This window comes from Streptomyces sp. NPDC059166 (assembly GCF_042755185.1).
Lineage (GTDB): Bacteria > Actinomycetota > Actinomycetes > Streptomycetales > Streptomycetaceae > Streptomyces.
The window spans coordinates 174,469-196,145 of sequence record NZ_JBHZCI010000009.1 but is presented as its reverse complement, the minus strand read 5'-3'; the positions used below and the strand labels follow the sequence as shown (position 1 = coordinate 196,145).

Annotated in this window: 17 protein-coding genes and 1 pseudogene; 3 read left to right on the top strand and 15 right to left on the bottom strand. The window is 72.4% G+C overall.

All coding sequences use genetic code 11. From position 1 onward, the window contains the following. Nucleotides 1-276: 276 nt before the first annotated feature. From ACFXOA_RS09825 to ACFXOA_RS09770, 12 genes are all read right to left on the bottom strand, one after another. Nucleotides 277-933 (bottom strand): hypothetical protein, encoded by a 657-nt coding sequence (locus ACFXOA_RS09825; RefSeq protein WP_385024471.1) that lies wholly within the window; start codon nt 931-933, stop codon nt 277-279. A gap of 50 nt (nt 934-983) precedes the next feature. After that, a complete protein-coding gene (locus ACFXOA_RS09820) occupies nt 984-1,538 on the bottom strand; it encodes a GNAT family N-acetyltransferase (protein WP_385024469.1) in 555 nt (184 codons plus the stop codon). A 390-nt stretch (nt 1,539-1,928) separates the two neighbouring features. Beyond that, nucleotides 1,929-4,001, bottom strand: coding sequence for a phosphocholine-specific phospholipase C (locus ACFXOA_RS09815; protein WP_385024467.1), 2,073 nt, complete (start codon nt 3,999-4,001; stop codon nt 1,929-1,931). Nucleotides 4,002-4,333: 332 nt separating this feature from the next. Then, a complete protein-coding gene (gene gatB / locus ACFXOA_RS09810) occupies nt 4,334-5,842 on the bottom strand; it encodes an Asp-tRNA(Asn)/Glu-tRNA(Gln) amidotransferase subunit GatB (RefSeq protein ID WP_385024465.1) in 1,509 nt (502 codons plus the stop codon). Between the two features lie 16 nt (nt 5,843-5,858). Further along, nucleotides 5,859-6,101 carry a hypothetical protein gene (locus ACFXOA_RS09805; protein WP_014153933.1) on the bottom strand — a complete coding sequence of 81 codons (243 nt, stop codon included), beginning with the start codon at nt 6,099-6,101 and terminating at the stop codon, nt 5,859-5,861. Beyond that, nucleotides 6,098-7,600: an Asp-tRNA(Asn)/Glu-tRNA(Gln) amidotransferase subunit GatA gene (gene gatA, locus ACFXOA_RS09800; protein ID WP_385024463.1), complete on the bottom strand. Its 1,503-nt coding sequence runs from the start codon at nt 7,598-7,600 to the stop codon at nt 6,098-6,100. Before gatA ends, ACFXOA_RS09805 begins: the two co-directional genes overlap by 4 nt. A gap of 5 nt (nt 7,601-7,605) precedes the next feature. Beyond that, nucleotides 7,606-7,902 (bottom strand): Asp-tRNA(Asn)/Glu-tRNA(Gln) amidotransferase subunit GatC, encoded by a 297-nt coding sequence (gene gatC / locus ACFXOA_RS09795; RefSeq protein ID WP_014153935.1) that lies wholly within the window; start codon nt 7,900-7,902, stop codon nt 7,606-7,608. Nucleotides 7,903-8,088: 186 nt separating this feature from the next. After that, a complete protein-coding gene (locus ACFXOA_RS09790) occupies nt 8,089-10,230 on the bottom strand; it encodes a putative bifunctional diguanylate cyclase/phosphodiesterase (RefSeq protein ID WP_385024461.1) in 2,142 nt (713 codons plus the stop codon). Nucleotides 10,231-10,529: 299 nt separating this feature from the next. Further along, entirely contained in the window at nt 10,530-12,725 is a 2,196-nt protein-coding gene (gene ligA / locus ACFXOA_RS09785) for an NAD-dependent DNA ligase LigA (RefSeq protein WP_385024459.1), read from the bottom strand. 30 nt (nt 12,726-12,755) lie between these two features. Next, the gene (locus tag ACFXOA_RS09780) at nt 12,756-13,778 is read right to left on the bottom strand and encodes a methionine synthase (protein ID WP_385024457.1); all 1,023 of its coding nucleotides are present in this window, start codon (nt 13,776-13,778) and stop codon (nt 12,756-12,758) included. 35 nt (nt 13,779-13,813) lie between these two features. Next, the gene (locus tag ACFXOA_RS09775; protein ID WP_385024455.1) at nt 13,814-14,503 is read right to left on the bottom strand and encodes an SDR family oxidoreductase; all 690 of its coding nucleotides are present in this window, start codon (nt 14,501-14,503) and stop codon (nt 13,814-13,816) included. A gap of 88 nt (nt 14,504-14,591) precedes the next feature. Continuing rightward, a complete protein-coding gene (locus ACFXOA_RS09770; RefSeq protein ID WP_385024453.1) occupies nt 14,592-15,131 on the bottom strand; it encodes a TIGR00730 family Rossman fold protein in 540 nt (179 codons plus the stop codon). Nucleotides 15,132-15,196: 65 nt separating this feature from the next. On the opposite strand from ACFXOA_RS09770, the gene ACFXOA_RS09765 reads away from it, so the two are divergent. Both ACFXOA_RS09765 and ACFXOA_RS09760 read left to right on the top strand, forming a co-directional pair. Continuing rightward, nucleotides 15,197-15,532 (top strand): DUF427 domain-containing protein, encoded by a 336-nt coding sequence (locus ACFXOA_RS09765; protein WP_385024451.1) that lies wholly within the window; start codon nt 15,197-15,199, stop codon nt 15,530-15,532. 62 nt (nt 15,533-15,594) lie between these two features. Further along, nucleotides 15,595-16,395: an alpha/beta fold hydrolase gene (locus tag ACFXOA_RS09760; RefSeq protein WP_385024449.1), complete on the top strand. Its 801-nt coding sequence runs from the start codon at nt 15,595-15,597 to the stop codon at nt 16,393-16,395. A gap of 76 nt (nt 16,396-16,471) precedes the next feature. Here ACFXOA_RS09760 and mnmA read toward each other — a convergent pair whose 3' ends face one another. After that, nucleotides 16,472-17,602: a tRNA 2-thiouridine(34) synthase MnmA gene (gene mnmA, locus ACFXOA_RS09755; RefSeq protein ID WP_385024447.1), complete on the bottom strand. Its 1,131-nt coding sequence runs from the start codon at nt 17,600-17,602 to the stop codon at nt 16,472-16,474. A gap of 61 nt (nt 17,603-17,663) precedes the next feature. On the opposite strand from mnmA, the gene ACFXOA_RS09750 reads away from it, so the two are divergent. Then, the gene (locus ACFXOA_RS09750) at nt 17,664-18,350 is read left to right on the top strand and encodes an N-acetylmuramoyl-L-alanine amidase (protein ID WP_385024445.1); all 687 of its coding nucleotides are present in this window, start codon (nt 17,664-17,666) and stop codon (nt 18,348-18,350) included. An 88-nt stretch (nt 18,351-18,438) separates the two neighbouring features. On the opposite strand, the gene ACFXOA_RS09745 is transcribed toward ACFXOA_RS09750, so the two are convergent. Then, nucleotides 18,439-19,608 carry a cysteine desulfurase family protein gene (locus ACFXOA_RS09745; protein ID WP_385024443.1) on the bottom strand — a complete coding sequence of 390 codons (1,170 nt, stop codon included), beginning with the start codon at nt 19,606-19,608 and terminating at the stop codon, nt 18,439-18,441. A gap of 120 nt (nt 19,609-19,728) precedes the next feature. Continuing rightward, nucleotides 19,729-21,487, bottom strand: a pseudogene (locus ACFXOA_RS09740) (protein kinase). Nucleotides 21,488-21,677 lie beyond the last annotated feature (190 nt).

Below are 21,677 nucleotides of genomic sequence, written 5' to 3'. Positions count from 1 at the left end.
CCGGCCGGGCGGCGGGTGCGCTGCTCGCCCGCCTGGCGGATCTGTTCGGCGCCGGCGATCTGGTGGAGTACTAACTCGACCAGGGTGTTCCCCCTGCACCCCCGCGTGGGGGCCCGGCTCCGCCCGCCCCCCCACTCTCGTCTCCCAGGGGGTCCCGCCACATCGGGCGAGTGCCGCATCTTGTGCGGGCGGGGACGCCCTAGAACCGGCTGCCGGATGCCCTAAGGCACGGTCCGGGGGCCGGCGGATGCCTTAGGCACCGCGGCGCGGGACGCCTCAGCCGCCGGCGGCGGTGGGCAGCGCGACGAAGAGGTCCAGGTACATGCCCACGGAGATCAGCAGGCCGAGTACCCCGAGGGCGATGCTCGCCCAGGCGACCGAGCGGACCCAGCCGGCCTGCGGGTGGAGCGAGGGGGTGCCGAAGGCGGGCCGGACGAGGGCGAAGGCGCCCACGAGCAGGGCGAGCACCGCGAAGATCCCGTTGACGAACGCGGTGGTGTGCCAGGCGTCGCCGTAGATCTCGGAGATCTGCTGGGCGGCGCTGCCGCCGCCCGAGGTCTTGATCTGCCCCATAAGGGTCTCGCGTTCCGCCGCCACGCGGCCGGTCCACGCGCCGGAGAGGGAGACGATGCCGAGCCCTGCGGACACGACCGCCGCGGCACCCGTTCCGGCGCCGCCGGTGGTGGCTTCCTCGGCCTCGGCGAGGAGCTCGGGCTCCCGGCCGGCGTGCAGGCCGTCCTCGGCGGCCGCGTCGGTCGCGGCCACGTCCATCTCCGTCACGTCCGAGGCGGTCACACCCGGTGCGACGCCGTCCGGGATGGCGTCCTCCGCGGCGCCGGCCTTCTTCGTCACGTCCGGTGCGGCGACCTCGGTGTCCGTCGCCTTCTTCTCATCGGTGTCGTCGGTGGTCGGGGTGGAGGGGGTGGTGTTCATGCGCCGCACGCTAGGGGGCCCGTATGAGAGGCTCCTTAACAGTGCGCTCCTCAGCCGCGCCGGCTGCGCCATTCGGGGGCCAGAACGGCCCAGATCTCCTCGTCGTGGCGTGTGCCACGGTACGGATACGCCTGGCGCAGGACGCCCTCCCTGCTCATTCCCAGCCGTTCGGCCACCGCGACGCTGCGGGTGTTGGCCGAGGAGGCCATCCACTCCACCCGGTGCATCCCCCGCACGTCGACGGCCCAGTCGATCAGCTTCGTCGCCGCCCGGGTCACCAGGCCCCGTCCCTCGGCCGCCGCCTCCAGCCAGCAGCCGATCTCGCAGTTGCCCGTCGTGGCGTCGAAGATCCGGAACAGGACGCCGCCGACGAGGGTGCCGTCCAGCCGGATGCCGTAGATACGGCCGGTGTCGGCGGCCTGCTTGTCCGCGTAGCTCTGGAGCAGCGCGGTCGCCGATGGGATGTCCGTGGCACGCCCGGCGAACGGGATCCAGGGGTCGACCAAGGCACGCGCCCGGTCCATGTGGGCCAGGAACTCCTCCGCCTGCCAGGGCTCCAGCGGGCACAGCTCCGCACCGTCGTCTCCCAGTGACACAGTGAACACTGCGGCCTCCTCGGTCCTCTGGGCGTGTCAGCGCAGCCTCACGGCCTGCCCGCCCGGGGGCCTCGGCCCCTTCGCGGCATCTTCGCACGGGGTACGCAGCCGCCCGGCGGCCCGCTGCCGGGACGGGGAGCGACCGCCCGGGGCAGAGAGCCGCCGCTCGGGACGGGCAGCGGCCGCCCGGTCGGAACGGGGAGCCCGCCGCCTGTCCGGCCCTCCGCCGGTCCCTCGGGGCGGGCGCCGGCACGTGGCGGGCACCTGCAGTGCGGCGGAGCACGAAGCGTCCGGCCCGGAAGGTCCCGCCCGCAGGGACCGGCTCACCCGGAGCGGCCGGCCCGCGCGGACGGCCCGACCGGGAAATCCGGCCCGTCCGAAGCGACCGGCCGGCCCCGCTCAGCCGGTCACGCTCTCCCTGCCGTTCTCGATGTGTCCCATCAGCCGCCGCCGGAAGGTGTCCTCGCCGTCGGCCGTCACCTGGAGGTCGTACCAGCCGTGTACGTCGGCCGCCGAGTGCACCAGTGTGCGGCTGCGTCCGGGCCTGACCCTGACGGTGCGGGTCCAGTCCCGCAGGTCGTCCTCGTCGACGTAACCGAGCGGCCGGACGGTGAACGTCAGCGTCCGGCCGCCGTTGTTGCGCAGGGTGAGGTGCAGGTCCCTCTCCTCGGCGTCGATACGTGAGCCCAGTTCGGCGACACCGTCGGCCGCACCCTCGAACTCGCGCCGGAAGCCGTTCGGGCCGGTCACCGTGAAGCGGTATCCCGGATTGTTCAGGGGCACGGTCCACCGCGCCGAGGCGGTCACGTCCCGGTGCTGGGGTACGGCGAACTCGCCGGCGTATGGGTAGAGCGCGAAGTGCGCGGAGGACCGGCCGCTGTTGGTGAGTGCCACCAGCAGTTCCCCGTCCACCCGCCTGACCTGGGCGTCGGGCTGGTAGGGCAGCGCCCGCGCCGGCCGGGTCCCCGGCTCCTGGGCGGGCATCCGCTGGACGGCCGGCGGCTTCGGCTGCCAGCGTCCACCGAAGGGCGGGACCGGCCCGGGCCGGTGCGTCCGCGGCCTGCGCCGCGCCTTGGTGAAGTCGAAGGCCGAGGTGAGGTCGCCGGTGACCTGCCGCCGCCAGGCGCCGATGCTGGGCTCCTCCACTCCTGTCCAGCGCTCCAGGAAGCGGATCACGGAGGTGTGGTCGAAGACCTCGGAGCAGACGTGGCCACCGACCGTCCAGGGCGAGACGACCAGCAGGGGCACCCGCACCCCGAGCCCGGTCGGCCTGCCTTCCCACTGTTCCTCGGTCACCTCGCTGGGCGCGACCGGCGGCGGTACGTGGTCGAAGAAGCCGTCGTTCTCGTCGTAGTTGATCAGCACGACCGTGCGCCGCCAGACGTCGGGGTTGCGCCCGAGCGCGTCGAGGATCTTGTAGACGATCGTGGCGCTGTGGACCGGCGAGGAGACGCTCGGGTGCTCCGAGTCCACGGCCGACGGGACCAGGTAGGAGACCTCCGGGAGGGTGCCCGCCGCGACGTCCTTCGCGAACTCGTCGGCGAGCGTGCCCGTCTCGACCCGGCGCAGCCCTCGCTCGAACAGGCTGCGTTCGGCGGGAGTGAGGGCGGCGGCCCCCGCGTCGAGGAGTCCGAGCAGACGCCGGCGTTCGACGGCGTCCTGCGTGTCCCGTACCGCCGCGTAGAACGACTCCATGTAGGTGTGTCCGCCGGTCCGGGCCAGTGCCTTCCGGGCGATCGCCTTGAAGGTGGTGAAGAACTCGATCTGGTTGTCGGTGAAGTTCTCCCACTCCGTGTACGTCCTCCAGCTCCGCCCCGCCTTCTCCAGGCGCTCGGCGTAGGCGTCGTTGCCGACGGCACGCCTGCCGTCCTGCTCGTATCCCGTCCTGCCGCTCCAGAGATGGTTGCGGTTGGGGCTGGTGGAGGTGTGGATCGAGGAGTGGTAGGCGTCGCAGACCGTGAAGGTGTCGGCGAGTTCGTAGTGCAGCGGGATGTCCTGGCGGTCGTAGTACGCCATCGTCGCGGCCGACTTCGCACCGATCCAGCCGTTCATCCAGCCGTCGGCCCACGCCTTGGCACCCCCGCTCCAGGAGTGGTCGAGGGCACCGATGTACTGCAGGTCCTTCTGCTGCGCCTCCGCCGCCTCGCGTACGGAGAACGGGAGCACCGAGGTCCCGGACGGGCCGGGCTGCTCGAAGACGGGTGCGCCGGAAGGAAGCTCGACGGCGTTGCGGTCGGCGAATCCGCGTACTCCGCGCAAGGTCCCGAAGTAGTGGTCGAAGGAACGGTTCTCCTGCATGAGGATCACCACGTGCTCGACGGCGTCCAGCCCTTGGGCGCCGGTCTTCCCTCCGGCCGGCTGGGCGGCCATCGCGGCCTGGAGCGACGGTGGAAGGAACGATCCCGCCGCCGCGGCGCCGAGTGCGCCGCCACCGAGTGCGAAGAGCCGCCGTCGTGACATGTCCGTGGTCAAGTGATCCTCCCGGTTCCGTTTCCACTCCGGAAACTAATCAGCCCTGGTGGCGCCGGGAAGACCATCGCGCGGACCGGCGGTGAACGTCCGGCCCGGGAGCCGTGGACGGACAGCGCGGGCGCCGTAGGCGCGAAGGAGGCGGCGGGCGGACTCGTACGGGCCGGACGGAAGGCGATCCCGGACGCGCAGGCGGCCGGACATGCAGGCGGCAGGACGCGAAGAGGGCCCCACAAGAAGCGGCCGGACACGAAGACGGCCCCTCAGGAAGCGGCCGCACACGAGAAGGGGCGGTGCACCCGTCTCCGGATGCACCGCCCCAGGGGCGAGAGGGCTCAGCCCTCGACGCCGAGCTTCTCCAGGATCAGCTCGCGCACGCGTGCCGCGTCCGCCTGACCGCGGGTGGCCTTCATGACCGCTCCGACCAGGGCACCGGCCGCGGCGACCTTGCCACCACGGATCTTGTCGGCGATCGCGGCGTTGCCCGCGATGGCCTCGTCGACGGCCGTGGACAGCGCGCCCTCGTCCGAGACGACCTTCAGGCCGCGCTTCTCGACGACGGTGTCCGGGTCGCCCTCGCCCGCGAGGACACCCTCGAGGACCTGTCGGGCCAGCTTGTCGTTGAGGTCGCCCGAGGCGACGAGCTCGGCCACCCGGGCGACCTGCGCCGGGGTGACGGGGAGCTCGTCCAGACCGCGGCCGGTCTCGTTGGCGTTGCGGGCGAGCTCGCCCATCCACCACTTGCGGGCCTGGTCGGAGGGGGCACCGGCGTCCGTCGTGGCGACGATCAGGTCGACCGCGCCCGCGTTGAGGATGGACTGCATGTCGTGCTCGCCGACACCCCACTCCTCCTTCAGCCGCTGACGGCGCAGCCGGGGCATCTCGGGAAGCCCCTTGCGGAGCTCCTCGACCCACTCGCGCGAAGGGGCGACCGGCACCAGGTCCGGCTCGGGGAAGTAGCGGTAGTCCTCGGCGTTGTCCTTGATGCGGCCGGCCGTGGTGGAGCCGTCCTCCTCGTGGAAGTGCCGGGTCTCCTGCACGATCGTCCCGCCGGAGTTCAGCACCGCGGCGTGGCGCTGGATCTCGAAGCGGGCCGCGCGCTCGACGGAACGCAGCGAGTTGACGTTCTTCGTCTCCGAGCGCGTACCGAAGGTCTCGGTGCCGTTGGGGCGCAGCGACAGGTTGACGTCGCAGCGCATCTGGCCCATCTCCATCCGGGCCTCCGAGACACCGAGCGCCTTGATGAGCTCGCGGAGCTCGGCGACGTACGCCTTGGCGACCTCGGGGGCGCGTGCTCCGGCCCCTTCGATCGGCTTGGTGACGATCTCGATGAGCGGGATGCCCGCGCGGTTGTAGTCGAGCAGCGAGTGGGAGGCGCCGTGGATACGGCCGGTGGCCCCGCCGACGTGCGTCGACTTGCCGGTGTCCTCCTCCATGTGGGCGCGCTCGATCTGCACGCGGAAGATCTCGCCGTCCTCCAGCTGGACGTCCAGATAGCCGTTGTAGGCGATCGGCTCGTCGTACTGCGAGGTCTGGAAGTTCTTCGGCATGTCCGGATAGAAGTAGTTCTTCCGGGCGAAGCGGCACCACTCGGCGATCTCGCAGTTCAGCGCGAGCCCGATCTTGATGGCGGACTCGACGCCGATCTCGTTGACGACCGGGAGCGCGCCCGGCAGCCCGAGGCAGACCGGGCAGGTCTGCGAGTTCGCGTCCTGCTTGAGCTCGGTCGAGCACCCGCAGAACATCTTGGTCTTGGTGCCGAGCTCCACATGGACCTCGAGGCCCATGACGGGGTCGTACGTCGCGAGGGCGTCCTCGTACGACTCCAGGTCGATGACAGTCACGGTGAAACTTTCCCTCTCAGCCCAGCAGGACGTCGTCGTCGCCGAGACGCTTGAGTTCGCGGTAGAGGATCGCGAGTCCGGTCACGATCGCGGCGGCGGATACGGCGGCGTCGATCAGCCGCAGTGTGTCGTTGTCCTGGCGGGCCATCTTCACCTGCTTGTAGACGCTGAGCGCGCCGAAAGCGGTGGTGCCCATGGACACGTACGCGCCGGTCTTGGACTTCTTGAAGTTCTTGGCCTTCTTAGCCATTGCACTCATAGCGACGGAGCCTCCTCGAGCAGCGGGTGCCCCCACTTTTCCACGAAGGCGGCTTCGACGGCGGCTCCGACCTTGTACAGCCGGTCGTCCTTCATCGCGGGGGCGATGATCTGCAGCCCGACCGGCAGGCCGTCCTCCGGCGCCAGACCGCAGGGCAGCGACATGGCGGAGTTGCCGGCGAGGTTGGTCGGAATGGTGCACAGGTCCGCGAGGTACATCGCCATCGGGTCGTCGGCGCGCTCGCCGATCGGGAAGGCGGTGGTGGGCGTCGTCGGCGAGACGATCACGTCCACCTGCTCGAACACCTTCTCGAAGTCCTGGGTGATGAGGGTGCGGACCTTCTGGGCCGAGCCGTAGTACGCGTCGTAGTAGCCGGAGCTGAGCGCGTACGTACCGAGGATGATGCGGCGCTTGACCTCGTCGCCGAAGCCGGCCTCACGGGTGAGCGCGGTGACGTCCTCGGCCGAGCGCGTGCCGTCGTCCCCGACCCTCAGGCCGTAGCGCATGGCGTCGAAGCGCGCGAGGTTCGAGGAGCACTCGGACGGCGCGATCAGGTAGTAGGCCGAAAGAGCGAGGTCGAAGGACGGGCAGTCCAGTTCTACGACCGTCGCGCCGAGGGATTCCAGCAGCTCGACCGACTCGTTGAACCGCTGGACGACACCCGCCTGGTAGCCCTCGCCCGCGAACTGCTTGACCACACCGACGCGCATGCCCTGCACGGAGCCGTTGCGCGCGGCCTCGACGACCGGCGGGACCGGTGCGTCGATCGAGGTCGAGTCCATCGGGTCGTGCCCGGCGATCGCCTCGTGGAGCAGCGCCGCGTCCAGGACCGTACGGGCGCAGGGGCCGCCCTGGTCGAGGGAGGAGGAGAAGGCGACCATGCCGAAGCGGGAGACGCCGCCGTAGGTCGGCTTCACGCCGACGGTGCCGGTGACGGCCGCGGGCTGACGGATGGAACCGCCGGTGTCCGTGCCGATGGCGAGCGGGGCCTCGAAGGACGCCAGCGCGGCCGCGGAGCCGCCGCCGGAGCCGCCCGGGATACGGGTGAGGTCCCAGGGGTTGCCGGTCGGGCCGTACGCGCTGTTCTCGGTGGAGGACCCCATGGCGAACTCGTCCATGTTGGTCTTCCCGAGGATGACCACGTCGGCCGCCCGCAGCTTCTTCGTGAGGGTCGCGTCGTACGGCGGGACCCAGCCCTCGAGGATCTTCGAGCCGACCGTGGTCGGCATGTCCTGCGTGGTGAAGATGTCCTTGAGCGCGAGCGGGACGCCGGCCAGCGGGCCCAGCTTCTCGCCCGCCTCACGCTTGGCGTCCACGGCACGGGCCTGGGCCAGCGCGCCCTCGCGGTCGACGTGCAGGAAGGCGTGGACCTTCTCGTCGACGGCGTCGATCCGGGCCAGGTGGGCCTCGGTGACCTCGACGGCCGTCAGCTCGCCGGAGGCGATCTTCGCGGCGGTCTCGGCCGCGGTGAGCTTGATGATGGTGCTGATGTCCGTCATGGCTGTTAGTCCTCCCCCAGGATCTGCGGCACCTTGAAACGCTGCTGCTCCTGGGCCGGGGCGCCGGAGAGCGCCTGCTCGGGGGTGAGCGACGGACGGACCTCGTCCGCGCGCATGACGTTGGTCAGCGGCAGCGGGTGGGAGGTCGGCGGTACGTCTTGGTCGGCGACCTCGGAGACGCGGGCGACCGCGCCGATGATGTCGTCGAGCTGACCGGCGAAGTGCTCGAGCTCTTCGCCCTTCAGCTCCAGACGTGCCAGCCGGGCGAGGTGGGCGACCTCCTCGCGCGTGATGCCAGGCATGCAGCGATCCTCAGGGGTTGGTGTGTGGTTGTGGCTGGGGGGCCGATGTGAACGGGCCACCGGCCCCCAATCCTATGGGGTCGGCGGGTACGCCCGCGGCGTGCGGACCGAGCCCGGCCCGCGATTGAGGACAAAACGGCCGCGGAGCGGTGCCGTGCAGGGCGGCCCCTCCGCCCGCCCGGGCCCTCAGGCCGTGGCAGGTCCGGGGTTCAGGGCCCCGGCGGACCTCGGTGCGGGCTCGGACGCCACCGGCCGCCCGGCCGCGGACTCCCGGTCCGCGGGCCGCCGCCACCCGTGCTCGTCCCGCGCCCGCAGCCAGGCGGTCATCTCCTGGGGCGGCATCGCGGCGGCGACCAGCCACCCCTGCACAGCGTCGCAGCGCAGGTCCCGCAGCCGCTCCCAGGTCTCGTCGTCCTCGACCCCCTCGGCGACGACGACCAGTCCGAGGGAGTGGGCGAGGTCGATCGTGCAGCGGACGATCTCCGCGTCCTCGTTGTCCACGGCGAGGCGCGCGACGAACGAACGGTCGATCTTGAGCTCGCTGACCGGCAGCTTCCTCAGATGGACGAGGGAGGAGTAGCCGGTGCCGAAGTCGTCGAGCGACATCTTCACCCCGTGCCCGGTGAGGCCGGCCAGGGTGTCGGCGGCCCGCTGCGGATCCTCCAGCAGGACGTGCTCGGTTATCTCGAGCTGCAGAGCGCCGGCCGGGACACCGTGCCGGGCGAGCCGGGCGGCGACGCTTCCGGCGAACCCGGGGGTGTGCACGTCGCGCGGCGAGACGTTGACCGCCACCGGTACGAACAGCCCCTGGGCGCGCCATCGGGCCACCTGGGCCAGAGCGGTCTCCAGTACGTATTCGGTGAGGTGGGGCATCAGACCGGAGGACTCGGCGATCGCGATGAACTCGTCCGGGGGGACCCGGCCGCGCTCCGGGTGGACCCAGCGTACGAGCGCCTCGAGCCCGGCGACCTGTCCGTCGAAGCGGACCTTCGGCTGGTAGTGGAGCTCGACCTCCTGGGCGTCCAGGGCGCGGCGCAGGTCGCCGAGCAGGCCGAGCCGGTCGGGGGTGTTGCCGTCCCGTTTGGACTCGTACACCTCCACACCCGTGCGGTCCCGCTTGGCCTGGTACATCGCCACGTCGGCCCGGCGGAGAAGTCCTTCGGCGTCCTGGGCGTGATCGGGGTGGACGGCGACGCCCGCGCTGGCCTCCAGGACGAGGGTGAGCCCGTCGAGGTCGAGAGGGGAGGAGAGCGCGGCGACCAGGTGGCGTGCGACCCGCTGGGCGCTGGTGATCGAGTCGGTGGCCGGCAGCAGCACGGCGAACTCGTCGCCGCCGAGCCGCGCCGCCTCCGCCCCCCGGGGCAGTGCGAGCCGCAGGCGCTCCGCGATCTGGAGCAGGAGACGGTCCCCGGCGAGGTGTCCGAGGGTGTCGTTGACGGCCCGGAAGCGGTCGAGGTCGATGAGGACCAGCCCGGTCCGCGCGCCGGTGGCGTCGGCCTCCTCGAGCTCCGTCCACGTCCGCTCCAGGAGCCACTGGCGGTTGGGCAGGCCGGTGAGCGGATCGCGCAGCTGTTCCTCGGCGCGGGCGCGCGCGATCCAGAGCGCGGAGTCCAGGGCGATCAGCGGGATCGCGAAGAGCGGCAGCAGCACGGGCATGGCGAACGCCACGACGCAGATCAGCGGTGCGATGCCGATCAGGGCGACGGCGACCAGGCCCTGACGGACCACCGCGGTACGGGCGATCGTGGGCGGTCCGCCGCCCTGGGGGGCGTGGGTGGACCAGAGCAGGAGGCGGGTGACCAGGAGGTAGGCACCTGCGGCGAGCAGCACCTCGGGGACGGCGTCGGCCTCCCATGCGAGTGGCTGCCAGGGCTTCTCGACGCTCGGTACGTCTCCGAAGGCGGCCAGGACGAGAGCGGCGGCCCCGATGCCGAGTATGTCCACCGCGCCGTGCAGGAGCCCCTGCCACCACCGGTGGCGCCGGGCGGTGCCCACGAGCACCACGACGACCAGGCTGACCAGGCCGGCCGGAACCCAGCCGTAGAGGAGCAGGACGGCGAGGGTGAGGGCGGCGCCGGATCCGGTGCCGCCCCACCAGCGGTCGCGGCCGAGGGCGACGAGGTGGCCCACGATCACTCCGGTGAGCAGGGCCAGCGACCAGCCGGCCGTGCCGGCCGGGAAGAGCGCGTGACCGGCCTCGACCGCCCGGTGGAAGCCGGTCGCGAGCACGACGGCGGCGACCGCCACGACGACGGCGCCCAGTGACGACGTGTGGCCCGCGAAACCTTGCAGCCGCGACACCGGTGCGGCTCTCTCGGTCGGTTCCATTCCGTCCCTCTCACAGCCGGCGGTGCCGATGTTCCGCGGTGGCCCCCGCTCCCATGCCACCACGACCCGAATCCCACCACGCGGCCGGGCACGGCAGGTGCTCGTTCAACAGTAGGCCGCCGAAGGCCGTCGCGGGCGGCGGTCCGCAGGTCTTGCCCGAATGCGGACCTGACGCCCCGCACGGCCCGATATGCGCCGAACGGGTGACGGCCGGGCGCCGGGAGCCGGCGCTCCCGTCCGCTTGTCTCCCCGCCACCCGGTGGCCCCACGCTCCGTCAGGTGTTGCGATCGCGCCTCGATCAGGCGTCCGTGGGAACAGCGGCCTCCCTGGCCGCATCCGGCCCCTCCGCCAGGAGCACGGCGAAGCCCTCCTCGTCCAGGACGGGCACCTTCAGCTGCATGGCCTTGTCGTACTTGGAGCCGGGGCTGTCGCCCACCACCACGAAGGAGGTCTTCTTCGAGACGGATCCCGTCACCTTGGCGCCACGGCTCTGGAGTGCTTCCTTGGCGCCGTCCCTGGTGTGCGTGGCCAGGGTGCCCGTGACCACGACGGTGAGCCCCTCCAGCGGCCGGGGGCCCTCCTCCTCCCCCGCGCCCCCGTCTTCCATGCGGACGCCGGCCTCCCGCCACTTGCGCAGGATCTCCCGGTGCCAGTCCTCGGCGAACCACTGCTTGACGGAGGCGGCGATGATGGGTCCGACGCCGTCGGCCGCCGCCAGCTCCTCCTCCGTCGCCTCGTCGATCCGGTCGATCGACCGGAACTGGCGGGCCAGTTCGACGGCGGCCACCGGTCCCACGTGTCGGATCGACAGCCCGGTGAGGATCCGGGCCAGCGGGGCCTGCCGGGCGGCGGCGATGCCCTCCAGCATGGCGACGGCGTTCTTCTTCGGTTCGCCCTGCTGGTTGGCGAAGACGGTGGCGATCTTCTCCTCGCCGGTCTTCGGGTCGCGCTTGGGCAGTCCGCTGTCCGTGTCCAGGACGTAGGCCCTGATGGGCAGGAGCTGCTCCACCGTCAGCCCGAAGAGGTCCCCCTCGTCCACCAGTGGGGGCTCGGCGGGTTCCAGCGGTCTGGTGAGGGCGGCGGCCGCCACGTACCCGAAGTGGTCGATGTCCAGGCACTTGCGGCCGGCGAGATAGGCCAGCCGCTCCCGCAACTGGGCCGGGCAGGAACGGGCGTTGGGGCAGCGGAGGTCGACGTCCGCCTCCTTCATGGGCTTCAGCTCCGTGCCGCACTCGGGGCAGTGCGTCGGCATGACGAACTCCCGCTCGCCGCCGTCGCGCAGGTCGACGACCGGGCCGAGGATCTCCGGGATGACGTCACCCGCCTTGCGGAGCACCACGGTGTCACCGATGAGGACGCCCTTGGCCTTCACGACGTTCTGGTTGTGCAGGGTGGCGAACTCGACCTCGGATCCGGCCACCTCGACGGGCTCGACCTGGGCGTAGGGGGTGACCCGGCCGGTGCGCCCGACGCCGACGCGGATGTTGACCAGCTTGGTGTTGACCTCCTGGGGGGCGTACTTCCAGGCGATCGCCCAGCGGGGGGCCCGGGAGGTGGAACCGAGTCTGCCCTGGAGCGGGATCTCGTCGAGCTTGACGACGACGCCGTCGATCTCGTGCTCCACGGACTGCCGGTTCTCACCGAAGTGGGCGATGAACTCCCGCACCTCGTCGAGGGTCCGGACCACCCTGTTGTGCCGGGCGGTCGGCAGGCCCCACTCCCTGAGCAGGTCGTACGCCTGGGAGAGGCGGTCGATGTCGAAGCCCTCACGGGCTCCGATGCCGTGCACCACCATGTGGAGGGGGCGGGTGGCCGTGACCTTGGGGTCCTTCTGCCGCAGTGACCCGGCCGCCGCGTTGCGCGGGTTGGCGAACGGCTTGTCGCCTGCCTCGACCAGGCGGGCGTTGAGCCCTTCGAAGGCCTCCATGGGGAAGAAGACCTCGCCGCGGATCTCGACCAGCGCCGGCACGCGGTCGCCCTCGAGCCGGTGCGGGATCTCGGCGATCGTACGGACGTTGGGGGTGATGTCCTCGCCGACCCGGCCGTCGCCCCGGGTCGCCGCGCGGGTGAGCCTGCCGTTCTCGTACGTGAGGTTGACGGCGAGGCCGTCCACCTTGAGCTCGCACAGGAAGTGGTACCCGCCCCCGCCCACCTCCCTGGCCACCCGCTCCGCCCAGGCGGCGAGCTCCAAGTCATCAAAGGCGTTGTCCAGGGAGAGCAGGCGCTCGCGGTGCTCCACGGAGGTGAACTCCGTGGTGTAGGGGCCGGCGACCTTCTGGGTCGGCGAGTCCGGGGTGCGCAGCTCCGGGTGCTCGGCCTCGATGGCCTCCAGCGCGCGCATCTGCCGGTCGAACTCGGCGTCGTCGATGACCGGCTGGTCCTTGACGTAGTACCGGAAGCGGTGCTCCTCGATCTGCTCGGCGAGGAGCGCGTGCCGTTCGCGCACCTCCGCCGGTACTCCGGTCAGCTGCTGCGCCTGCTGTTCGCCGGCCATCGTCCGTTCCTCCCGTTGACCCACTGCCCGTTACTCAGGGTTGTCTGCGAGCGACTTCGCCGCGCGGGCGCAGTGGGCGAGCGCGGCGCGCGCGTACGCGGGTGACGCTCCCGCCAGCCCGCAGGACGGAGTGATCACGACGGACTCGCTGAGAGTCCCCGGATTCAGCCCCAGCCTGCTCCACAACGTCCTGACCCCCTTGACGCTACCGCCCGGGTCCGACAATGCGGTCGAGGCGGCGTCGAGGCCGGGGACCACGCCGAGGGAAAGCCGCGTACCGGCTTCGACGGCCTCTCCGATCGCCTCCTCCTCACGCTCGGTGAGCAGGGAGAAGTCGAAGGAGACCGCACCGGCGCCGGCCCGCCGCAGCAGCGCGAACGGCACCTCGGGTGCGCACGAGTGGACGGCGGTCGGCGCTTCGCCGTTGACCGCCAGGACGTCACGCAGCGTGCCTTCGACGATCTGGCGGTCCACCGCGCGGTAGGTGCGGTAGCCGCTCGCCGACCTGACCCGGCCCCGCAGGACCGCGGTCAGCGAGGGCTCGTCGAGCTGGAGGACGACCTCGGCGCCCGGGACCCTGCGGCGCACCTCGGCGAGGTGCGCGCGCAGCCCGTCGGCCAGCGATCCGGCCAGGTCGCGGCAGGCTCCGGGGTCGCTGAGCATGGCCTCTCCGCCGCGCAGCTCCAGGGCGGCCGCCAGGGTCCAGGGGCCGACGGCCTGGACCTTGAGCAGCCCCTCGTACCCCTGGGTGAACTCCTCGAGCGCGTCGAGGTCCTCGCCGAGCCAGGAGCGGGCCCGGCGGGTGTCGCGTCCGGGCCGGTCGCTGATCCGCCAGCCGCTGGGCTCGACGTGGCCGTACATCTCGACGAGCAGGCCGACGGTGCGGCCGATCATGTCCGCGCCGGGCCCGCGCGCGGGCAGCTCCGCGAGGTACGGCATGCCCCGGCCGTCGGCGAACGACCCGGTGACGGTCTTCGCCGCCTCCCTGGCGTCTCCTCCCGGCATGGATCCGATCCCGGTGGCACTCGCACTGAACCCGCTCTTCTCACTCACGCGGAAAGCGTACGGGCACCCCACCGGGCAAGGGGTCAGCGGCCGGGGCGGACCGTCAGGTCGTTGATCTCGGCGTCCCCGGGCAGGTCGAGGGCGAGCAGGATCGTGGTGGCCACCGATTCGGGGTCGATCCAGCGCGAGGCGTCGTACTCCTTGCCCTCCTGCTGGTGGACCTTGGCCTGCATCGGGCTGGCGGTGCGGCCCGGGTAGACGGAGGTGACCCGGACGCCGTTGGCGTGCTCCTCGTGGCGCAGCGAGTCGGCGAGCGCCTTCAGCCCGTGCTTGCTCGCGGCGTACGCGCCCCACTCGGCGTGGGCGGCGAGCCCGGCGCCGGAGTTGACGAAGACGACGTGGCCGTGGGTGACGCGGAGCTGCGGCAGCAGCAGGCGGGTCAGCTCGGCCGGGGAGACCAGGTTGGCGTTGAGCTGGTAGTGCCAGGCCTTGGGGGTGAGGTCGCCGACGGTGCCGAGTTCGACGACACCGGCGATGTGCAGCAGCGAGTCGAGACGGTCCGGCATGGCCTGCTGGCCGAACGCCCAGGAGAGCCGGTCGGGGTTGCCGAGGTCGCCGACGAGGGTGCGGGCGCCGGGGTGGAGCGCGGCCAGTTCCTTGGCGCGTCCGGCGTCCCTGGCCAGCAGGACGAGGTCGTCGCCGCGCTCGTGGAGGCGGCGCGCGACGGCTGCGCCGATCCCGGAGCCGGCGCCGGTGATGAGATGAGTAGGCATGGCCTCATGCTCGCATCACCGGGAGCGCTCCGATCACCGCAGGTCCGCGCCTTCGCGCCGGGTCCCGCGTCCGGGCGGGACGCCGCCGTCACCGCAGGCCGGCCGACTCCTCCAGGTAGGCGAGCGCGCCCACCCCGTCCTTGGCGAAGAAGACCAGCTCCGTGAGCGGGACGGGCAGGAAGCCCTCGTCCTCCATGCGCTGGAACTGCTGGTGCAGGCCGTCGTAGAAGCCGGCCGTGTTCAGCAGGACGACGGGCTTGGTGTGCTTGCCGTGCTTCTTGAGCTCCAGGATCTCCGTGGCCTCGTCGAGCGTGCCGGTGCCGCCCACCATGATCACGATCGCGTCGGACTTCGCCAGGAGCAGGGCCTTGCGCTCGGCCAGGTCCTCGGCGATCACCATCTCGTCCGCGTTCGTCCGCGCCTTCGCGGCGAGGAAGTCCACCGACACCCCGACGAGGCGGCCGCCGGACTCCTGCACCCCGTCGGCGACGACCTTCATCAGGCCGCTCTCCGACCCGCCCCAGACCAGCGTGTGTCCGCCCCTGCCGATCAGTTCGGCGAACTCGCGGGCGGGCACGGTGTAGCGGTCGTCGAGGTCGGCGGCGGAGAGGAAGACGCAGATGTTCATGGGTCCACCGTACGGCCGCTCCCTCTCACGGGAAGAAACCGGAGTCCCGCGGGGCTGAACCCGGTATGGCCTCCATCACAGGACACACCATCACCGTCGAGCCCTCCGCCGCACATGTGCGCGTCGTGCACGAGGGGCGGGTGCTCGCCGAGAGCCGCCGCCCCCTGGTGCTGCGCGAGACGGGCTGCCCCGACCGCTACTACCTGCCGCCGGAGGACGTCCGGACCGATCTGCTGGCCCCCTCGGACACCCGCACGCACTGTCCGTTCAAGGGGGACGCCTCGTACTGGTCGGTGCCCGGGGCTGTGGACCTCGTGTGGGCCTACCCGGAGCCGAAGGTCCAAGTCGCCGCGATCAGGGGCCACTTCTGCTTCTACGCCACGGAGGTCGTGGCCGGCTGATCGTCAGAAACATTTTCCCGGCGGTGCGATGAGTTCTCGTCTCCGCAACGGTCCACCCTCGCATGGACAAGACTCTCTCCCGCGACGGTACGTCGATCGCGTACCACCGCCGCGGTGACGGGCCGCCGGTCGTGCTCGTCGGCGGGGCTCTGAGCGCCGCGGCCGACGACGCCCCGCTGGCCGCCCTGCTCGCCCGGCGGTTCACCGTCGTCACCTACGACCGCCGCGGCCGCGGCGCGAGCGGGGACGGCGCACCGTACGCGCCCCGCCGGGAGATGGAGGACCTGGCGGCGGTCGTGGCGGCGGCGGGCGAGCACGTCTCGGTGTTCGGCATGCGGTCGGGCGGGGCGCTGGCGCTGGAGGCGTGTGCCGCTGGGCTGCCCGTCGACCTGCTGGCGGTCCACGAACCGCCCTACAGGCCCGGACCCGCTGGGCTTCCGGACAGGTCCCGCGGCACGGCGCTGCTGCACCGGCTGCTGGCGGACGGCGACCGGGGCGGAGCGGTCGAGCTGCATCTGGTGCGGTCCGGGGTCCCCGCCGCAACGATCGCGCGGATGCGGCGGGCGCCGCTCTGGGGCGGCCTGGAGGCGCTGGCTCACACCCTGGCGTACGACGACGCGCTGCTGGGCGACGGTTCGGTCCCCGTCGGCAGGCTCTCGGCGGTGCGGGCCCGCACCCTGGTGCTGACCGGTGGCTTCAGCGCCCCGGAGGTCCAGGGAGCCACCCTCGACGTCGTCGCCGCGGTCCCCCGGGCCCGGCACCGCACCCTGACCGGCCAGACGAGCGAGCTGGCACCGCACGCGATCGCCCCGGTCCTGGCGGACTTCTTCTCCCGGGACCGGGTCCTGCGCGACGTGTCCTGAACCGCCCGTCTCCCGGACGGGCACATGCCGCCGGGCCGGGCCGCCGCAGGGGAGCGACCCGGCCCGGCGGCTCCCGTCATCCCGCGGTGGCCGTCTCCCGCCGCACGGTCGTCGCGATGGTCGCCGAGCCGACGACCCGGCTGCCGTCGTAGAGCACCACGGCCTGTCCGGGGGCGACGCCCCGCACCGGCTCGCCGAACGTGACCGTCAGGGTGCCGTCCACCAGCTCCGCCGTCACCTCGGTCTCGCCGCCGTGGGCGCGCAGCTGCGCTGTGTAGGTGCCGGGGCCGGAGGGGGCGGTACCGCACCAGCGGGGCCTGATCGCCGTGAGGGCCGTGACGTCCAGGGCCTCGGCGGGGCCGACGGTCACGGTGTTGTTCACCGGTGAGATGTCCAGGACGTAGCGCGGCTTGCCGTCGGGGGCGGGGTGGCCGATGCGCAGGCCCTTGCGCTGGCCGATGGTGAAGCCGAAGGCGCCCTCGTGGGTGCCGACCTTCTCGCCGGCCTCGTCGAGGATGTCGCCCTGCGCCGGGCCGCCGAGCCTGGAGGCGAGGAAGCCCTGGGTGTCGCCGTCCGCGATGAAGCAGATGTCGTGGCTGTCGGGCTTCTTGGCGACGGCCAGGCCCCGGCGCTCGGCCTCGGCGCGGATCTCGTCCTTGGTGGTGAGGGTGTCACCGAGCGGGAACATCGCGTGCGCGAGCTGCTTCTCGTCGAGCACCCCGAGGACGTAGCTCTGGTCCTTGGCCATGTCGGAGGCGCGGTGCAGCTCCCGGGTGCCGTCGTCCTTCAGCACCACGGTGGCGTAGTGGCCGGTGCACACCGCGTCGAAGCCGAGGGCCAGCGCCTTGTCGAGCAGCGCGGCGAACTTGATCTTCTCGTTGCAGCGCAGGCACGGGTTGGGCGTGCGCCCGGCCTCGTACTCCGCCACGAAGTCGTCCACGACGTCCTCGCGGAAGCGTTCCGCGAGGTCCCAGACGTAGAAGGGGATGCCGATGACGTCCGCCGCGCGGCGGGCGTCCCGGGAGTCCTCGATGGTGCAACAGCCACGCGCGCCCGTGCGGAAGGACTGCGGGTTCGCGGAGAGGGCGAGGTGCACACCGGTCACGTCGTGACCCGCCTCGGCGGCTCGGGCGGCCGCGACGGCGGAGTCGACTCCGCCGGACATGGCCGCGAGCACACGGAGGGGGCGCTGGGAGGTCTCAGTCATAGCCTCTCCAGGGTACGGGGCGCCGGGAACGGATTGCTCGCCGATAAGCGTTGAGGAGCACATGGGACACAACGGGAGTGCCGGCGGACCGGGCAAGGGCCCTGGTCATGGCATCAGCCGGCGCTCGCTGCTGATCGGTGGCGGGGTCGCGGCTGCGGGTACCGCGGTGTTCGCGGCGGACGAGATACGGCGCGCCTGGTGGCGGGTGCCCGGCGTGGAGAAGCCGAGGAAGGCCGGCGAGCTCGACTACACCCCCGCGCGGTGGATCGCGGCCTCGGAGGCGAACTGGCGCCGCGCCGACCGCCCCGACGACTACGGCGTGGACCGGGTGATCGTCCACGTCACCCAGGGCAGCTACGCCAGCGCCGTCAAGGTCTTCCAGGACCCGGCGCACCGGGCCGCGACGCACTACATCGTGCGGCAGGACGGCCGGGTCACCCAGATGATCCGCGAGCTGGACGTCGCCTACCACGCGGGCAACCGCTCGTTCAACGAACGCAGCATCGGCATCGAGCACGAGGGCTTCGTCGACCGGCCGGAGGACTTCACCGCCGCGATGTACGAGTCGTCCGCGAGGCTGACGGCCTCGATATGCAGGCGGTACGGCATCCCCGTGGACCGCGAGCACATCATCGGACACGTCGAGGTGCCCGGCACCGACCACACCGATCCGGGACCGCACTGGGACTGGCCCCGGTACATGAGGCTGGTCCGCGCGGCGTCGACCTCGGGGACGCTCGCCGGCTGACCCCGCGGCCTTCTCCGCGCCCGGCGGCGAGGTGGGGGCCGGCCTGGGGCTTTCGTCCGGATCAGGCCTGATCCGGGCGGAACACGCCCTAGCTGAGCCCCGCGGTCCGGGCCCGTTCGACGGCGGGGCCGATCGCCCGGGCGAGTTCCTCGACGTCACGCGCGGTCGAGGTGTGCCCGAGGGAGAACCGCAGCGTGCCGCGGGCCAGGTCCGGATCGGTGCCGGTGGCCAGGAGCACATGGCTGGGCTGGGCGATGCCCGCGGTGCACGCCGATCCGGTGGAGCACTCGATGCCCTGGGCATCGAGGAGCAGCAGGAGGGAGTCGCCCTCGCAGCCGGGGAAGGTGAAGTGCGCGTTGGCCGGCAGCCGTCCCCCGGGTGCCGGGTCGCCGCCGAGTACGGCGTCCGGGACGGCCTGCAGCACGGCGGCCACGAGGTCGTCGCGCAGTGCGCCGACACGGCGGGCGAAGTCCTCCCGGGTGTCGACGGCGTGCTGTGCGGCCACGGCGAACGAGGCCACCGCGGGCACGTCGAGGGTGCCGGAGCGCACGTGCCGCTCCTGCCCACCGCCGTGCAGCACGGGCACGGGCGTCTGGTCGCGCCCGAGCAGCAGCGCTCCGACACCGACGGGACCGCCGATCTTGTGCGCGCTCACCGTCATCGCGGCCAGCCCGGAGCCGGCGAAGCCGACCTCCAGCTGTCCGAAGGCCTGCACCGCGTCGGAGTGCACGGGCACGCCGAACTCGGCTGCCACCGCAGTGAGTTCGGTTATCGGCATGATGGTGCCGATCTCGTTGTTGGCCCACATCACGGTGATCAGCGCGACATCGTCCGGATCGCGGGCGATGGCCTCGCGCAGCGCTTCGGGGTGCACCCGCCCGTAGGGGTCGACGGGGAGGTACTCGACGGTGGCGCCCTCGTGCTCCGCGAGCCAGTCGACCGCGTCGAGCACGGCGTGGTGCTCGACGGGACTCGCGAGTACCCGGGTGCGGCGGGGGTCGGCGTCACGGCGGGCCCAGTAGAGCCCCTTGACCGCGAGGTTGTCGGCCTCGGTGCCGCCGGAGGTCAGGACCACCTCGCTGGGGCGTGCTCCGAGCGTCTCGGCGAGGGTCTCTCTGGACTCCTCGACGGTACGGCGGGCCCGGCGGCCGGCAGCGTGCAGGGAGGACGCGTTACCGGTGACGGCGAGCTGCGCGGTCATCGCCGCGATCGCCTCCGGAAGCATCGGCGTGGTCGCGGCGTGGTCGAGGTAAGCCATGGTGGTGACGATTCTACGAGCCCGCGGCGGGGAGCCGCGCCGGGTCCGGCCCCCCGAGGCCCCGGGCCGTGCCCGGGGTACGGCGCCCCGGGGTACGGCGGCCCCCAGGGGCGGCAGGGGTCAGGCGCCGGTCCAGCGCTGGGAGGCGGCTCCGGAGCAGCGGGCGGTCGTGACGCCGGAGCCCGCCGCGTCCAGACAGCCGCCGTTGTCCTCGCTGACGAGCGTGCCCCCGGCCCCCGCCCGCCAGCGTCGCGAGCTCGCCTCGTTGCAGGACAGCTGCAGGGTTCCTCCGTTCATGACGTTCGCCGTCAGGCAGCTGTTCCCGGACTCCTCGACCAACTGGAACCCGCCTGAGCCGTCCGAGAGCGGACGGACGGTCCAGACGGCACCGGTGCCGTCGCAGCCGCCGGTCGAGGCGGGGACGAAGCGGGACGCGACGAGGCACTCGGCGTTGCCGCCGTTGCGGAAGCGCTGAGCCCCGGAGGGGGTGGCCGATCCCCCTGAGCCGGACGACCCGCCCGAGCCGGACCCGCCGGAGGCGGAGCTCCCCGATCCGGACCCCCCGGAGCTCCCGGACGCGGCACCGGATCCACCCGAGGCGGAGCCGCCCGACGCGCCTGAGCCGCCGGGATCGCCCGGTCCGCCGCCTCCGTCGGCCCCGCCCCCCGGAGCGGTCGCGGAGGCTTCCCCCGCCCTGGCGCCGTCGTTCCCGGGCTCCTCGCTCTTCTTCCCGCCCGTCGGGGACCTCCGCGGCTTCACCGAGCCGGACGGGCTCGCTCCCGTGGAGGAGGCCGCCGGATCCGCCGAAGCGCTCGCCGAGACGGAGGGTCCGGCGGCCGCGTGCCCGTCACCGTCGAAGACGTAGGGGAGGAGCTGGAAGGCGAGGGTCGCACCGCCCACGGTCACGACGACCGGCACCACGGCGAGGAGGAGACGACGCCGGCGCTCCCGCTTCGGGCGGGCCTTCGCACCGAGCCTCATCGTCTCCGGGGAGGCGGGGGGCGGCAGCTCGATCTCCTGCACATCGGCCGCGAAGGCGGACTTCGCCACGAGACTGGCCGTGACGGACTCCGGCCACAGGGGCGGGGTGAACGGCACGTGTTCCGAGGCCCGCCGCACCAGCTCGGCGGCGGTGGGGCGCTCCTCCGGGTCCTTCGCCAGGCAGGAGGCCACCAGGTCGGCGAGGGCGGGGTCCAGTTCCCGCACCGCCCGCAGGTCGGGCTCCTCGTGCACGATCCGGTAGAGCACGGCGGGGCCGGACTCCTCGCCGAAGGGAGGTCTGCCGCCGGCCGCGTAGGCGAGTACCGATCCGAGTGCGAAGACGTCGGCCGCGCCGGTCAGGTCGCGCTTCGTCGTGGCCTGTTCGGGGGCCATGTAGGCGGGGGTGCCGACCACCATGCCGCTTCTGGTCAGCTGACTCTGTTCGGCGGCTCTGGCCACGCCGAAGTCGATGAGGGTGACGCCCTGGAGCGTCAGCATCACGTTGGACGGCTTGAGGTCCCGGTGCACCATCGAGAGCGCGTGCACCGGTACGAGCCCTTTGGCGGCCTCGCGCAGCAGAAGCCACGCGGTCCCGGCCGGCAGCGCCCCCCCGGTTCAGGTCCAGGGCCTCGTTCAGGGTGAGCCCGGGGACGTACGCGGTCGCGAGCCAGGGCGGGCGCGCGTCGCGGTCGCTCGCGATCAGCGGGGCGGTGGCCTCCGCGGGGAGCCGGGAGAGGTTGTCGAGCTCGTGTCCGAAGCGGCGTACGAAGTCCTGGTCCTCCCCGGCGATCGAGGGAAGCACCTGCTTGACGGCGACGTAACGCCCCTCGTGCACTCCCAGGTACACGCGGCCCATCCCGCCGGAGCCGAGACGGCCGGCGAGCGGGATCCCGCCCATCTGCCTCGGGTCGTCCGCCCGCAGCGGTTTGGCGCCACTGCCCGTCAGGTCCAACTCGCCCACTTCGTCTCCCCGTTGACACGCACGTACCCCGGGAAGTGTGACCAGTGGATACTGGATGCGGAAGCGGCTTCTAGAAAGTCGCTCCAGAAATTCACGAACGCTGAGCCTGCCTACGGACCACAGGGAC

Excerpts from the sequence above, each read along its gene's own strand:
- ACFXOA_RS09825 (WP_385024471.1), bottom strand. The coding sequence starts at position 933 with ATGAACACCACCCCCTCCACCCCGACCACCGACGACACCGATGAGAAG.
- ACFXOA_RS09805 (WP_014153933.1), bottom strand. The coding sequence starts at position 6,101 with ATGAGTGCAATGGCTAAGAAGGCCAAGAACTTCAAGAAGTCCAAGACC.
- gatA (WP_385024463.1), bottom strand. The coding sequence starts at position 7,600 with ATGACGGACATCAGCACCATCATCAAGCTCACCGCGGCCGAGACCGCC.
- gatC (WP_014153935.1), bottom strand. The coding sequence starts at position 7,902 with ATGCCTGGCATCACGCGCGAGGAGGTCGCCCACCTCGCCCGGCTGGCA.
- ACFXOA_RS09790 (WP_385024461.1), bottom strand. The coding sequence starts at position 10,230 with ATGGAACCGACCGAGAGAGCCGCACCGGTGTCGCGGCTGCAAGGTTTC.
- ligA (WP_385024459.1), bottom strand. The coding sequence starts at position 12,725 with ATGGCCGGCGAACAGCAGGCGCAGCAGCTGACCGGAGTACCGGCGGAG.
- ACFXOA_RS09775 (WP_385024455.1), bottom strand. The coding sequence starts at position 14,503 with ATGCCTACTCATCTCATCACCGGCGCCGGCTCCGGGATCGGCGCAGCC.
- ACFXOA_RS09770 (WP_385024453.1), bottom strand. The coding sequence starts at position 15,131 with ATGAACATCTGCGTCTTCCTCTCCGCCGCCGACCTCGACGACCGCTAC.
- ACFXOA_RS09765 (WP_385024451.1), top strand. The coding sequence starts at position 15,197 with ATGGCCTCCATCACAGGACACACCATCACCGTCGAGCCCTCCGCCGCA.
- ACFXOA_RS09760 (WP_385024449.1), top strand. The coding sequence starts at position 15,595 with ATGGACAAGACTCTCTCCCGCGACGGTACGTCGATCGCGTACCACCGC.
- mnmA (WP_385024447.1), bottom strand. The coding sequence starts at position 17,602 with ATGACTGAGACCTCCCAGCGCCCCCTCCGTGTGCTCGCGGCCATGTCC.
- ACFXOA_RS09750 (WP_385024445.1), top strand. The coding sequence starts at position 17,664 with ATGGGACACAACGGGAGTGCCGGCGGACCGGGCAAGGGCCCTGGTCAT.
- ACFXOA_RS09745 (WP_385024443.1), bottom strand. The coding sequence starts at position 19,608 with ATGGCTTACCTCGACCACGCCGCGACCACGCCGATGCTTCCGGAGGCG.